The 13,796-nt window shown below is 75.5% G+C and carries 12 protein-coding genes; 6 read left to right on the top strand and 6 right to left on the bottom strand.

From position 1 onward, the window contains the following. Positions 1 to 56: 56 nt before the first annotated feature. Positions 57 to 2,609 (bottom strand): helicase-associated domain-containing protein, encoded by a 2,553-nt coding sequence (locus ACZ60X_RS27855; RefSeq protein WP_469603918.1) that lies wholly within the window; start codon positions 2,607 to 2,609, stop codon positions 57 to 59. A 111-nt stretch (positions 2,610 to 2,720) separates the two neighbouring features. Between ACZ60X_RS27855 and ACZ60X_RS27860 the strand changes: the two genes are divergently transcribed. Together ACZ60X_RS27860 and ACZ60X_RS27865 are read left to right on the top strand one after the other, a co-directional pair. Continuing rightward, positions 2,721 to 3,818, top strand: a complete 1,098-nt coding sequence (locus ACZ60X_RS27860) for a hypothetical protein (protein WP_469603921.1) — start codon at positions 2,721 to 2,723, stop codon at positions 3,816 to 3,818. Between the two features lie 58 nt (positions 3,819 to 3,876). Beyond that, the gene (locus tag ACZ60X_RS27865; protein WP_469603925.1) at positions 3,877 to 4,500 is read left to right on the top strand and encodes an HAD family hydrolase; all 624 of its coding nucleotides are present in this window, start codon (positions 3,877 to 3,879) and stop codon (positions 4,498 to 4,500) included. On the opposite strand, the gene ACZ60X_RS27870 is transcribed toward ACZ60X_RS27865, so the two are convergent. Beyond that, the gene (locus ACZ60X_RS27870) at positions 4,470 to 4,727 is read right to left on the bottom strand and encodes a hypothetical protein (RefSeq protein ID WP_469603928.1); all 258 of its coding nucleotides are present in this window, start codon (positions 4,725 to 4,727) and stop codon (positions 4,470 to 4,472) included. The genes ACZ60X_RS27865 and ACZ60X_RS27870 overlap by 31 nt on opposite strands. A gap of 176 nt (positions 4,728 to 4,903) precedes the next feature. Here ACZ60X_RS27870 and ACZ60X_RS27875 point away from each other — a divergent pair, with 176 nt between their 5' ends. Next, positions 4,904 to 5,287: a cold-shock protein gene (locus tag ACZ60X_RS27875; RefSeq protein WP_158922086.1), complete on the top strand. Its 384-nt coding sequence runs from the start codon at positions 4,904 to 4,906 to the stop codon at positions 5,285 to 5,287. A gap of 69 nt (positions 5,288 to 5,356) precedes the next feature. Here the strand turns inward: ACZ60X_RS27875 and ACZ60X_RS27880 are convergent, their stop codons facing one another. The 4 genes from ACZ60X_RS27880 to ACZ60X_RS27895 form a co-directional block, all read right to left on the bottom strand. Continuing rightward, a complete protein-coding gene (locus ACZ60X_RS27880) occupies positions 5,357 to 6,226 on the bottom strand; it encodes a 1,4-dihydroxy-6-naphthoate synthase (protein ID WP_469603931.1) in 870 nt (289 codons plus the stop codon). Continuing rightward, on the bottom strand, positions 6,213 to 7,004 hold the full coding sequence (locus ACZ60X_RS27885) for a futalosine hydrolase (protein WP_469603934.1): 792 nt from the start codon (positions 7,002 to 7,004) through the stop codon (positions 6,213 to 6,215). The genes ACZ60X_RS27880 and ACZ60X_RS27885 overlap by 14 nt, the downstream gene beginning before the upstream one ends. Beyond that, complete coding sequence (locus ACZ60X_RS27890; RefSeq protein WP_469603936.1) at positions 6,974 to 7,453, bottom strand: DUF2771 domain-containing protein; 480 nt, start codon at positions 7,451 to 7,453, stop codon at positions 6,974 to 6,976. Before ACZ60X_RS27890 ends, ACZ60X_RS27885 begins: the two co-directional genes overlap by 31 nt. Positions 7,454 to 7,515: 62 nt before the next feature. Next, a complete protein-coding gene (locus tag ACZ60X_RS27895) occupies positions 7,516 to 8,928 on the bottom strand; it encodes an MFS transporter (protein WP_469603939.1) in 1,413 nt (470 codons plus the stop codon). Between the two features lie 276 nt (positions 8,929 to 9,204). Here ACZ60X_RS27895 and ACZ60X_RS27900 point away from each other — a divergent pair, with 276 nt between their 5' ends. The 3 genes from ACZ60X_RS27900 to ACZ60X_RS27910 all read left to right on the top strand — a co-directional run bounded on the left by ACZ60X_RS27900 (position 9,205) and on the right by ACZ60X_RS27910 (position 13,726). Continuing rightward, positions 9,205 to 10,131 carry a DUF3027 domain-containing protein gene (locus tag ACZ60X_RS27900; protein WP_469603942.1) on the top strand — a complete coding sequence of 309 codons (927 nt, stop codon included), beginning with the start codon at positions 9,205 to 9,207 and terminating at the stop codon, positions 10,129 to 10,131. A 122-nt stretch (positions 10,132 to 10,253) separates the two neighbouring features. After that, positions 10,254 to 10,583 (top strand): hypothetical protein, encoded by a 330-nt coding sequence (locus ACZ60X_RS27905; protein ID WP_469603945.1) that lies wholly within the window; start codon positions 10,254 to 10,256, stop codon positions 10,581 to 10,583. Between the two features lie 11 nt (positions 10,584 to 10,594). Beyond that, a complete protein-coding gene (locus ACZ60X_RS27910) occupies positions 10,595 to 13,726 on the top strand; it encodes a sacsin N-terminal ATP-binding-like domain-containing protein (RefSeq protein WP_469603948.1) in 3,132 nt (1,043 codons plus the stop codon). Positions 13,727 to 13,796: the final 70 nt, after the last annotated feature.

Genomic DNA, 13,796 nt, shown 5'->3' on the forward strand with positions numbered 1-13,796 from the left:
ACACCCTTTCCACAGCGGCCAAACGTCCAGTGTGCCCTAAACGCCGACGATCACCCTCAGTCTTCCGCCAGCTCCGCCACCCCCGTGATCCGGTGCAGCGGGTAGGTGCGGACCTCGTCCGCCGTGTGGTCGTAGGCCGTGACGAAGCCGCCCTCCACCTTGACCGGGGCGATGACGCGCTGGCTGGCGGAGCCCTCGGCGTTGACGTAGCCGATCCAGAGGGAGTCGCCGGTCAGGACGGCGGCCTGCATCGTCGCCAGGGTCTCGGCGGAGGAGGTGCGCGGCAGCCCACCGCCCGCGAGCGGCGCGCCCTCGCTCTCGCCGACCGGCTTGCGCGGGGCGGTGGCGGCCAGGTCGCCCGCGCGGATCGCGCGGATCGCCGCCGTGAGCAGCGTGGCGTCGGGCGGCGGCGGCCCGTCCGGGACCGGTTCGGGAGCGGTGCGCGGCGGGGTGCGGTGGGCGTGCGCGCGGGCGATCAGGACGTCGCCCTCGGCGGACTCGGCCGCCGGTGCGAAGCCCAGCGCGCGCAGACCCTCCAGCAGCGTCGCCGGGTCGCACTGCGCGGCCAGCACGGTCGGCGCCAGACGGCGCAGGCGCAGACCGGCGGCGCGCTTGTCGGCCAGGATCTCGTTCAGCAGGGCGTCGTCGTCGCAGCGCACGTACGCCGAGGCCGCGCCGACCCGCAGGTGGCCGTGTTTGCGGGCCACGTCGTCGATCAGGTACGCCAGTGGTTGCGGGACGGGGGTGCGGGAGTGCTGGGTGAGGAAGGCGTGCAGGTCGGCGGCGGTGCGCCCGGCGTCCAGGGCGCGGCGGACCGAGGCGGGCGTGAAGCGGTAGACCGTCGCCCCGCCCTTGGACTCCACGTCCGCGAGCACGTCCAGGGTGTCGGCGAGCGGCCGCTGGAGCGGGCCCGGCGCCACCGCCGTCAGGTCGGCCTGGAGCAGGACGTGGTCCAGGGGCTCGGGCAGCAGCGGGGCCAGGACGCGGGCGGCGGCCGCCGTCGCCGTCGCCCGCTCGGCGGGGGAGAGGAGGGCCGGGGCGGGGGCGGGCGCGTGGTGGTGGACCGGGAGCTTGGCGCCCGGCCCGGCCGGCTCGTCGGCGGCCGGGGCCGCGGCCGGCGCCGGCACGCCCAGCAGCGCCCGCCCGTGCGCCGACAGCGCGCCCCTGCCCGTGATGCCCAGCAGCTCCGCCTCCGACAGCGTCCAGCGGGCGAGCCGGGAACGCAGATCCTCCTCGCCGCCGCGCTGCTGGGGCCCGCGCAGGGGCCGCTCCCAGCGCAGCCGGGCCAGCACCGCCTCGGTGTCCGGGGCCGTGCCCGTCGGCAGCCCGGCCAGCAGGGTCAGCACCCGGTGCCGTACCTCGGAGGCGGCCGAGCGGTCCAGGCCGGGGCCGAGCGCGGAGAGCGCACGGTCCTTCGCGTCCCGCCCGCCGACCAGCCCCGGCGTCCGGGTGGCCGCGAGCCAGGCCTCCGCGAGCCGGGTCCAGCGCTCGGCGGCGGGGCGCTCCAGCCACTCGTCGTAGGCGGGCGTGGCCGCGTACCGCTCGTCGGCCTCGCCGTCGGAGGCGACCAGTCCGGCGGCGTACGCCAGTTCCACCCAGAACGCGGCGACCGGTTCGGGCACGTCCAGCGCGACGGCCGTCCGCTTCAGGTCGCGCACGCTCAGCCCGCCGGCCCGCAGCACGGCCGGGCCGCCCTCGTCCCAGTCCTTCAGCAGCTCCTCGACGGTGGCGAGCGCGGTGTACGCCTGCCCCGCCGCCGTCGCGTCCACCACCTGCGGGCTGTGCGTGGCGGCCGGCTCCACCGCCGGCGGCAGCGGCTCGGGCACCCGGTGCGCGCGGCCCGCGCGCAGATGCAGGGCCACCTCGCGCGGCAGGACGACCGTGCCGGGGGTGGTGGGCAGCAGCAGGCCCCGGTCCAGCAGCCAGCGCAGATGGGCGGCCGGCTCCGGGGTGACCTGCCCGTACGGCGGACCCCACACCAGCCGGTTCAGCACCTCGCGCGCCGCCTCCGGGGCACCGGCGAGCAGCTTGGCCATCTTCCGGCGGTGACCGAACAGCGCGGTGAGCGCGGCCACGGCGGACACCGAGTCGTGCGTCGAGGGCAGCCCGGCCGTCGCGACGATCTCCTGTATCCGGCCGGGCGACATGCCCGAGGTGGCCTCCTGCACGGTCGGGCCGAGCCCGGTAGGGGAGGGGTGCTGCGGGGCCGGGGCGAGCAGTTCACGGGCGGTGCGCACGAGCCGCAGCCGCTCGTCGTCGCCCCACACCAGCGCCTGCTCGCGCAGGGTGGCGACGGCCTGCGGCAGCGCGGCGGCCACCGTCTCCTCGCCCGCGTCGCCCGCCATCAGCCCGAGCAGCGTGCCGTACGACGCCGGGTCCGGGGCCACGGCCAGCGCCTCCGCGGTCTGCAGGGCGAACCGGTCCAGCCGCTCCAGCGCGCGCAGCACCGAGGCGCGGGTGCCGGCCCGGGTGGCGAGCTGGGTGAGGTCGGTCGGCACGGGCGTGATGAGGTCGGGCCGGCTGCGCAGGAGCGCGGACAGGGAGGCGTCGTCCCTGGCGCGCAGCGCTTCCGCGAGGGAACGGGGAGCTGGTCGGGCCGCTTGGCTCATCTGACCCACGGTAGCGGGTGCGCCCGTTCCCGCCGAGTGCGTCGGGCGGCGGCGGGCAGGCGGTACCGTCCTCAGCGGGGTTCCAACACCGTCGCCCCGGAGGGGTTTGCGTTGGGGATCGAGAGTGACAAGGTCGTCTACGAGTACCTGAGCCGTGTCGGAGACATCGCTCAGCAACGGCAACTGCCGTCGGCCACGCGGATGCGGCTCGTCTCGGAGCTGCGCAACGAGATCGACCGGCACCGGGCCAAGGCGACGGTGGACTCTCCGGCCGCCGTCCGCCGCATCCTGGACCGGCTCGGCACCCCCGACGAGGTGGTCGGGGCCGCAGGCGGCACCACGAGCACCGGGCCCGGCACCGGCCCGCAACCGCCCGCCCCGGCCGTGCCGGTCCAGCCCGCGCCGCCCGAGCGCGCGCGCCGGCCGAAGCCCGCCGGTGCCGGCACCGACGGCGCCGCCGGGAGCGCCGCCGACGGCAAGGCGCGCCTGAAGGGCCTGCGCCGGATGGTCCCCCGTCCCCGCCCCGCCGCCCCCGGTCCCGAGCCCGCGGCGCCGTCCGTCCCGCGCGACGCGCCGTCCCCGACGCGGACCGGCCCCGCCTACGACTTCGGGGACGACCTCCCCCAGCCCGACTGGTGGCGCGTGAGCGGCGGCCCCTGGCGCAGCGCCGAGACCGACTCCGTGCCGGGGTTCGTGGGCGGCGTGGAGATCCCGGAGATGCTCCGGCGGCCGGCCGGGGAGACGGCGCCGGAGGCGAGGAAGGGGCAGGACGACGAGGCGGCACAGGACGCGGCGACGGAGGCCGCCGCGGACACCGGGGCGCAGGACGCGTCCGCCGCGCGCCGCCGTGCGCTGCCCCTCGGCCCCGCCGCCGGCTGGACCAACCCCCTCCTGCTGCTCGCCGCCGCCGCGCTGCTCGCGGGCGCGGTGCTCGGCAACTGGTTCGCGCTGCTGCTCGGCTGGGCCATCGCCTACGGCTCCCGGCGCCTGACCGCCGGGGAGACGAAGACGGCGGTGATGATCCTGCCCGGCACGGCGGTGGCGGCGGGAGTGGTGTGGCTGTGGGGGCGCCAGAACGGCCGCTGGGGGCAGCCGATCGCCCAGGGCCACATGGGGGACGCCATAGCGGGGACGTGGCCGTGGGTGGTCAGGGGAGCGGCGGTGGCGTCGGCGTTGTTCCTGCTGTGGCGGTCGCAGCGGCGCGGGTGAGGCCCCGGCGCCCTCCCGGGCATCCGGCGGGCAGCCGCCACCCGGCACAATGAGCGACATGACTCTCACCGTCGGCTTCGACCTCGACATGACCCTGATCGACTCGCGCCCCGGCATCCGGGCCTGCTACGTGGCGCTGGCGGAGCGGACAGGGACGTACATCGACGCCGATCTGGTGGTGACGCGGCTGGGCCCGCCGCTCGCCGACGAGCTGATCAACTGGTTCCCCGAGGAGCGGATCGCCGAGATGGCGGAGCTGTACCGGGAGATGTACCCGGAGTTCGCCATCGAGCCGACCCTCGCCATGGCCGGCGCCCGGGAGGCCATGGCCGCGGTGCGGGCGGCCGGCGGGCGGACCATGGTCGTCACGGCGAAGTACGAGCCGAACGCCAAGCTGCACCTCGCGCACCTCGGCATCGAGCCCGACGTCGTCGTGGGCGACCTGTGGGCCGAGCGGAAGGCGGAGGCGCTGCGCGAGTACGGCGCGAGCGTCTACGTCGGCGACCACACCGGGGATGTGCGCGGGGCGCGTACGGCGGGCGCGCTGTCCGTCGCCGTCGCCACCGGCCCGTGCCCCGCGGACGAACTGCGGGCGGCCGGCGCGGACGTCGTCCTGGCCGACCTCGCCGCGTTCCCGGGCTGGCTCGACGGCTACCGCTCGGCGGCCGCCGCCCGCGCCTGACGCCGGCCGGCCGTCACCGAGCGCACGACACCGGCGCCGGCGAGCAGGAATCCGACGCCCATGAGCATGCTCAGCAGGTACATGTACGTCGGAAAGGGCTTCGCGCCGAGGAAGAGCGGGGCCACCGTGACCAGAGTGGCCAGCGCTCCGACGAAGAACACGACGGCACCGGCACGGATCAGTCGGTCACCGGGCGCGGCGGAATTCGTTTGGGTTTTGTCACGCACCCGACCAGGGTAGTTCCCAGCCACAGCGAACAACCGGGGAACGTCTTGTCACCCGCTCCAAGACCATTAGCCTTGGTAGCGCTAGGTAGCGGCGGGTCACGGTCGACCCGCTCCAGTGCTATCAAGAGCCGTTTCCGAAGTAGTTTTCCCGACGAGACACGAGGACGAGGACAGACGTGCCTACCGGCAAGGTCAAGTGGTTCAACAGCGAGAAGGGCTTCGGCTTTCTCTCCCGCGACGACGGCGGTGACGTCTTCGTCCATTCCTCGGTTCTCCCCGCCGGAGTCGACGTACTCAAGCCGGGACAGCGCGTGGAGTTCGGCGTCGTCGCCGGTCAGCGCGGTGACCAGGCCCTTTCGGTGACCGTGCTCGACCCGACGCCGTCGGTCGCGGCCGCCCAGCGCAAGAAGCCGGACGAGCTGGCCTCTATCGTGCAGGACCTGACGACCCTCCTGGAGAACATCACCCCGATGCTGGAGAAGGGCCGCTACCCGGACAAGGCCTCCGGCAAGAAGATCGCCGGCCTGCTCCGCGCGGTCGCCGACCAGCTGGACGTCTAGCAACCCGTCGGAGAAGAGCACACACATCCCGGCCGAGGGGCACCCAGCCCCTCGGCCGCCGCGTGCGCGTCAGGGGAATGCCAGTGCCTGCGGGGGCAGCGCGGGCAGGAGGCCTTCGGCCGCGGCGCGGGTGAGCAGGCCGCGGATGGCGGCGTAGCCGTCTTCGCCGAGGTCGGCGGTGAACTCGTTGACGTACAGCCCGATGTGCTGGTCGGCGACCGCCGGGTCCATCTCCTGGGCGTGCGCCATGACGTACGGCCGGGAGGCCTCGGGGTCGTCCCAGGCGGCCCGCACGGAGGCGCGCAGGGAGTCGGCGAGCCGCGTCAGCGTGTCCGCGCCCAGCGAGCGCTTGGCGATGATCGCGCCCAGCGGGATCGGCAGCCCGGTGCTGTGCTCCCAGTGCTCGCCCATGTCGGCGAGCTTGTGCAGGCCGTAGTTCTGGTAGGTGAAGCGGGCCTCGTGGATGACCAGTCCGGCGTCCACCTTGCCGTCCCGCACGGCCGGCATGATCTCGTGGAACGGCATGACCACGATCTCGCCGACCCCGCCGGGGAGCACGTCGGCCGCCCAGAGGCGGAAGAGCAGGTACGCCGTCGACTTCTCGCTCGGGACGGCCACCGTACGGCCCGTGAGGTCCGCGCCCGGCTCGCGCGTGAGCACCAGGGGCCCGCAGCCCCGGCCCAGCGCGCCGCCGCACGGCAGCAGGGCGTACTCGCCGAGCACGTACGGCAGGACGGCGTACGACACCTTCAGCACGTCGAACTCGCCGCGCTCGGCCATGCCGTTGGTGATGTCGATGTCGGCGAACGTCACGTCCAGCGCGGGAGCGCCGGGGACGCGGCCGTGGGCGACGGCGTCGAAGACGAAGGTGTCGTTCGGGCAGGGGGAGTACGCGATCTTCAGCGCGTTGCGCGCCTGCTGCTGCTCACTGGTCGTCATGTGGGTACCAACTCTCCAATGCGGGGGCGAGCTTCCCGAACGCCTCGGTGAGCGCGGCCAGGGCGTCGCCGATGCGCCATGCGGCGCGGTCGCGGGGGCCGACCGGGTTGGAGACCGCGCGGATCTCCAGTACGGCCGTCCGGTGCGCGTCGGCCGCCTCGGCCACCCCGAAGCCCTCCATGCCCTCGGCGAGGGCACGCGGGTGCCGGGCGCGCAGCTCGGCGGCGCGGGCGGCGGTGCCGGTGACCGTGGAGACGGTCAGGATCGTGCCGGCCGGGGCGCCGGTGGCCTCGCGGGCAGCCCGTACGAGTGATCTCGGGGGGTGGTGGTGGACGGTCCCGAAGCCCAGCTCGGTGACCGGGAGGAAGCCCTCGGCGGTCTCGGCGCCCAGGTCGGCGACGGTGATCCGGTCGGCGACGACGAGCGAGCCGACGGGCGCGTCCGGCTGGAAACCGCCGCCGATCCCGGCCGAGACGACCAGGTCGTAGGGGGTACCGGCGAGCCGGGCCGCGGTGAGCGCGGCGGAGACGGAGGCGGCGGCGAGGGCCGGGCCGACCCCGGCGGCGAGCAGATCCCAGCGGCCGGCCGCAGGCGCCGTGCTCGTCGTACCCGCCGGGTTCGTCGTACGGGTCAGCTCCGCGCCGGGCAGGTGGACGCGCTCGGCGGGGGAGTCCGGGAACGCCCGTGCCACCGCGTCCCGTTCGGCGGGGACCGCGGTGGCGACGAGGATGCGTGCGGAAGGCGTGGTCAGGAGGCCTTCTTCAGCTTGAAGGACCACAGGCCCTTGCCCGGGCTGCTGGTGCCCATCTGGATGGAGACCGTGTTGGTGTCGCCCTGGGTGCCGTACTGGGCGTTGAAGAAGGCGCTGCCCGGGATGGTGCGGTACGTCTTCTTGCTGGAGTCGGTGAACTGGCGGCCGTTGACGAGGATGACCCAGCCCGCGTCCGCGATCTTCGGGTCGACGCCGAAGCGGACGCTCTCGTCCGTGTCAACGGTGATCGACTTGACGTCGTTGATCTTCTTGGCGCACTTCGCCAGCGACGTGGCGTCCAGCGCGTTGCCGTTGTTGTAGCAGAGAGCCTCGGAGTTGACCGAGCTCCGCCCGACGGTGATCGTCGCGACGGGCGACGGCTTGTCGCAGGCCGACAGCAGAAGCAGTCCGGCGGAAACGGCGCCGGCGGCGGCGACGGCGCGGCGGCGTCGCACAGCGGATTGCAGCGTGGTCATGGCCGAAGGCTATCGGGCGCCCCGAGCCGCCCGGCCACGCGGGGTACGGCGTGCCCGGTTCGTTACGCCACGCGGGCCCGGGGACGGCCGCCGTGCCGCGCGGAGGCGAGCAGTCCCTTCAGGGTGCCGAGCCAGCCGACGGCGACGAACGCGGCGCCGATCAGCAGGCCGAGGGTGCCGTCGAGGGGCAGCACGATGCCCACCGCGCCGCCGAACACCCAGGCCATCTGCAGCAGCGTCTCGGAGCGGGCGAACGCCGAGGTGCGCACCTGCTCCGGCACGTCCCGCTGGATCAGCGCGTCCAGGGCCAGCTTGGCCAGCGCCTGCGCGAACCCGGCGACGGCCGCGAGACAGGCCACCAGGAACGCGCCGAAGAAGACGGCGGCCACGACCGCCGTGCCGAGCACCACGGCGACGACGGTCACGATGATGATCTCCGGGGGGCGTGATCTCAGCCAGTTCCCCGCGGCCGTACCGAGGGCGTTGCCCGCGCCGGCGGCGACGCCGACTATGCCCAGCGAGACCGCCGCGCTCTCCCCGGTCAGCGGGTGCTCGCGCAGCAGGAAGGCGAGGAAGAAGATCAGGAAGCCGGACAGGCAGCGCACGGCGGCGTTGGCGCCGAGGGCGTGGGTGACGGCGGGCCCGACGGTCCGCAGCCCCGGCCGCCGCGCCTTCTCCGCCCGGCGCGGGCCGCGCACATGCTCCTCGTCGGCCGCCAGCAGGGCCACGCCCTCGCCCTTGGCCGAGTCCACCTTGGGCGGCAGGGTGAAGGAGAGGAACGTTCCCGCGACGAAGATCACGAAGGCGCCGTAGAGCGGCCAGGGGTCCCCGATCCGGTGCAGCCCCGCCGCGACCGGCGCGGCGGCGCCGGTGGCCAGCAGACCGGCGAGGGTGACCCGGGAGTTGGCCTTCACGAGCGAGAACCGGGGCGGCAGCAGCCGCGGTACGACCGCGCTGCGCACCACGCCGTAGGCCTTGGACGCGACCAGTACGCCCAGCGCGGCGGGGTACAGCTCCAGGCTGCCGCTCGCCACGGCGCCCGAGATGATCAGCGCGAGCAGGGCGCGGGCCAGCATGGCGGCGGCCATCGCGGCGCGCCGCCCGTGCGGCAGCCGGTCGAGGAGCGGACCGATGACCGGGGCGAGGACGGTGAAGGGCGCCATGGTGATGGCGAGATAGAGCGCGACGCGCCCGCGCGCCTCGTCGGTGGGCACGGAGAAGAACACGGTGGAGGCGAGCGCGACGGTGACCATCACGTCACCGGCCCCGTTCACCGCGTGCAGCTCGATCAGCTGGCCCAGCCCCGACTCGCCCGCTCCCTGGGCGTGCGTGGCCCGGCGGATGCCCCGGGCGGCGCCGGTGACCGGAAAGTGCAGGGCACGCCCGACGGAGCGGACGGCCCCGCCGACGCGCGCCGTACCGCCGCTGCGATCACTCGCCCCACTCGCCTTGTCCGCGGCTGCCACGACGTTCATAGTGCCCCGAGAAGAGGGCCGATAGTGCGAGGCCGGGCGAGTCGGGTGCGTGGTGGGGTCCGGGGGTGGTGCGCGACGGGGTGCGGGGGTGGGTGGGAAAAAACCACGAATCTCGTTCGGTGTAGCGTGCCTATCTCAGCCATAACGCAGAATGGATGGCAGAGGTGCGCCCAGCGCGCGGATGCAGACGTCGATGCGGCCCCACGGTCCGCTCCGTCGGCAGGCCCGCCGGTGGCAGGCCCACTCGTGAGACGGCGTAGGAGAGAAGCGATACCTGTGAGCGCAGCGACAACGCGAAGCCGCACCCCCGACCGTCTGTGCGCCGAGGCGGTCGATCTCGCCCGCGCCGCCGCCGAGGAGGCCGCCGCTCCCGGCGTGGTCGGCGAGCACGCCGGCCTGGTGTCGGAGGGCGACCGCGTTGTCACGCACTTCTTCGAGTGCAAGGAGCTGGGCTACCGCGGCTGGCGCTGGGCGGTGACGGTGGCCCGCGCCTCCCGCGCCAAGATCGTCACCCTCGACGAGGTCGTCCTGCTCCCCGGCCCCGACGCGCTCCTCGCCCCCGAGTGGGTCCCGTGGAGCGAGCGGCTGCGCCCCGGCGACCTCGGCCCCGGCGACCTCCTGCCCACCGACCAGGAGGACCTGCGTCTGGAGCCCGGCTACACGGCCGAGGAGGAGCCGCCGCCGAACTCGATGGTCTCCCACGAGATGGAGGAGCTGGCGGAGGCGGAGGACGCCGACGTCACTCCCGGCGCCCCCGCCGTCCAGCCGACGGCTCCCTCCCGTGGCTCGATCGCGGCCGTCGCCGAGGAACTGGGCATGCGCCGTGCCCGCGTCCTGTCCCGCTACGGCCTGCACACCGCGGCCGACCGCTGGGAGGAGGCCTTCGGTCCGAAGACCCCGATGGCCCAGGCGGCCCCGGCCACCTGCCTGACCTGCGGCTTCCTCGCCCCGATCGGCGGCTCGCTGGGCCAGGCGTTCGGCGTGTGCGCCAACGAGTTCGCCCCGGCCGACGGCCGCGTGGTCTCCCTCGCCTACGGCTGCGGCGCCCACTCGGAGGCGGCGGTCATGCCGAAGCCCCCTCAGGTGGCTCCGCCCGTCATCGACGAGACGAGGGTCGACGCCTTCCCCCTGCGCCCCGCCCGCGACTCGGGCTCGGTCCCGGAACCGGCCGACGAGGAGACGGCCGAACTGGGCCACTCCTGAACGGCCTTCCGGACGCCGTCCGCCGCTGCGACACTGAGCGGACGATCATCCGACTCGCGCGGCGGCGGGACCTCCCCGGGTTCCTCCGGCTGGCGGCCCAGGTGGAGCACTGGTTCGGCCCGATGGTGGACGATCCCGGCTTCACCGCCGCCGTCGACGAGCACGTCAGCCGTGGCACCGCACTGGTCGCCGAGGCCGAGGCCGAGACCGGGGGCGGCCCCGGCACGGCCCCGCTCGGCGGCCTGCTCTTCGGGGGAACGGCCCCGGTCCACAAGGTCCACTGGCTGGTGGTCGCGGAACAGGCCCGGGGCACGGGCGTCGGCCGCGCCCTGATGTCCGACGCGATCCGCAGGCGGGTCCACGGCCCCGGCTCCCTCGATGCCCGCCCTCTCCCCGCCCACCCCGGCATCCGCCAGGCGCCGCGAGCGGTACCTTCGTCCTCACGTAGGTGAGGAGAGTGAACGTGAGCAGCAAGTTCGTGCGGCCGGCGGCCGAGGGCGCCGATCCCTTCGGTACCGCTCGGCTGCGGCGCGGGGTGCTCGACGCCTGGGCCACCAGTGCCGCCCGGTTCCGGGAGGACGCCAACGCCGAGGAAGACCTGGTCCTGGGCGGATACCGGGACCGGCTCGTGGTGGAGCTGGCGCAGAACGCCGCCGACGCCGCCGCCCGCGCCAAGGCGCCGGGCCGGCTGCGGCTCACCCTCCGGGACGGGGTCCTCGTCGCCGCCAACACCGGCGCCCCGCTGGACGCGGCCGGTGTCGAGTCGCTGTCCACGCTGCGGGCCTCCGCCAAGCGGGACGCCGAGGGCTCCCGAAGTGCCGTGGGGCGGTTCGGCGTCGGGTTCGCCGCCGTACTCGCGGTGACCGACGAGCCCGCGATCGTCGGGCGGCACGGCGGGGTCCGCTGGTCGCTCGCCGAGGCGCGCGAGCTGGCCGCCGAGACCGCGCGGCACAGCCCGGCACTGGGCGACGAGGTCCGGCGGCGGGACGGCCATGTGCCGCTGCTCCGGCTGCCGTTCGCCGCCGAGGGCTCCGCCCCGGACCCGTACGACACCGCCGTCATCCTGCCCCTGCGCGACGCGGCCGCGGCCGACCTCGCCGAGCGGCTCCTGGACGCCCTGGACGACGCGCTGCTCCTCGCCCTGCCCGGGCTGGAGGAGGTCGTCGTCGAGATCGACGGCCGGAGCCCGCGCACCCTCCGCCGCCGCGGCGACGGCGCCGTCACCGTCGTCGAGGACTCGCGGGAGGGCACCACACGGTGGCGCACGGCCGTCGCGCACGGCGCGCTCACGCCCGACCTGCTCGCCGACCGGCCCGTCGAGGAACGGCTGCGGCCCCACTGGTCCGTCACCTGGGCCGTGCCCGAGGACGCGGCCGGGCGCCCGGTGCGCCCGCGCACCGCGCCCGTCGTGCACGCGCCCACCCCCAGCGACGAACCCCTCGGCGTGCCCGCGCTGCTCATCGCCTCCTTCCCCCTCGACACCACCCGCCGGCACGCCGCCCCCGGCCCCCTGACCGACTTCCTGGTGCAGCGGGCGGCCGACGCCTATGCCGAACTCCTCGCCGCCTGGCGGCCGGTGACGGAAGGGATCATCGACCTCGTGCCCGGACCGCTGGGCAAGGGCGAGCTGGACGGCGCCCTGCGGCAGGCCGTACTGGAGCGGCTGCCGCGCACCGCGTTCCTGCCCCCGGCCCTCGCCCCCACGGGCGAGGACGAGCTGCCCGAGGTGCTGCGGCCCCGCGACGCGGAGATCGTGGAGGGCGCCGGGGCCGACACCGTACGGGTGCTCGCCGAGGTGCTGCCCACCCTGCTGCCCGCCGGCCTGGAGCGCCGGGCCGAGCTGCGCGGCCTCGGTGTCGACCGGGTGCCGCTCGCCGACGCCATCGACCGGCTCGCCGGACTGGAGAAGGAGCCGGGCTGGTGGTGGCGGCTCTACGACAGCCTCGCCGGGGTCGATCCCGACCGGCTGTCCGGGCTGCCCGTGCCGCTCGCCGACGGGCGGACGACCATCGGGCCCCGGCAGGTCCTGCTGCCCACCCCCGACGGCACGCGGATCGACCCGGACGTCCTCGGCCGGCTCGGGCTGAAGGTCGCCCACGAGGACGCCGCGCACCCGCTGCTGGAGAAGCTGGGCGCGCTGCCCGCCGGCCCGCGCGCGGTGCTGACGACCCCGCAGGTGCGGGCCGCCGTCGCCGCCTCGCTGGACGACGAGGGCGTGCTGGGCTGGGACGAGGACGCCCCGGACGCCGAGGAACTCGCCGACACCGTCCTGGCGTTGGTCCGCGACGCGGGCCTGGAGCCCGGTGACGAACCCTGGCTCGGCGCGCTCGCCCTGCCCGACGAGGACGGGGAGCCGGCACCGGCCGCCGAGCTGGTCCTCCCGGGCAGCCCCTTCGCCCGGGTGGTCCGCGAGGGCGAACTGGCCGCCGTCGACCACGACCTGGCCGAGAGGTGGGGTGAGCAGCCGCTGACCGCCTGCGGGGTGCTCGCGAACTTCGCGCTGGTGCGGGCCACCGACGTCGTCCTCGACCCCGACGAACTGGAGCCGCGCGAGGGCGACTTCGCCGAGCCCGACGACGCCGGGCTGCTCGACGCCGTCGACGTGTGGTGCGAGGACATCCTCGACCGCTTCCCCGACAGCCCCGTACCGCCGGTCGCCACCGAGCTGATCGCCGTGCGCGACCTGGACCTCGTGGACGACGACCGCTGGCCCGAGGCGCTCGCCCTGCTCGCCCAGCCGCCGCTGCGGGACGCGCTGACCCAGCCGGTCCGCGTCCTGCTGCCCGACGGCACGCACGAGGTCGTACGGCCGTACACCGCGTGGTGGCTGCGCGGGCACCCGGTGCTCGACGGCCGCCGCCCGGCCGGTCTGCTGGCGGCCGGCGGGGACCCGCTGCTGCACGGCCTGTACGACGAGGCCGACGCCGCCGGGTTCGAGGACGAACAGGTGCTGCGGGCCCTCGGGGTGCGCACCTCGGTCGCGGCCCTGCTGGACGAGCCGGGCGGCGCCGCCGAGCTGCTCGAGCGCCTGGCCGACCCGTCGCGTCCCGTCTCCCCGGCCCAACTGCACGGACTGTACGGTGCGTTGGCGGACCTGGACCCCGAGCAGGTGACGCTGCCGGACGAGCTGCGGGCCGTGACCGACGGGCGCGTGGAGGTCGTGGACGCGGCCCGGGCCGTCGTGGTCGACTCGCCCGACCTGCTGCCCTTCACCTCCGGGGTACCGCTGCTGCCGGTCCGCCCGGCCCGGGCCGCCGAACTGGCCGAGCTGTTCCAGGTACGGCGGCTGAGCGAGTCCGTCACCGGCGAGGTGCACTCCGAGGGCACCGAGCACGACGTACCGGAGCCGGTGCGGGTGCTGCTCGGCCCGCGCACCCCACGCACGTACGTCGAGCACGACGAACTGGTCGTGGACGGCGTGGAGATCGACTGGCGGCTCACCGACGACGGCGTGCTGCACGCCGCCACCCTGGAGGGCGTCGCGGCGGGCCTGGCCTGGGCGGCGGGCCAGTGGCCCCGCCGCTTCGAGGTGGCCGCCCTGCTGGAAGACCCCTCCCGCACGGAGGAACTGGCTCGCGACCGCTGGTTCGACTGACACCCACCGGCCGCCCCGCCCAGCCGGCGGGCGGGGCGGGGCGGGGCTCAGCCGGTCAGATCCCAGCGCG

It is taken from the genome of Streptomyces sp. NPDC104106 (assembly GCF_055584345.1).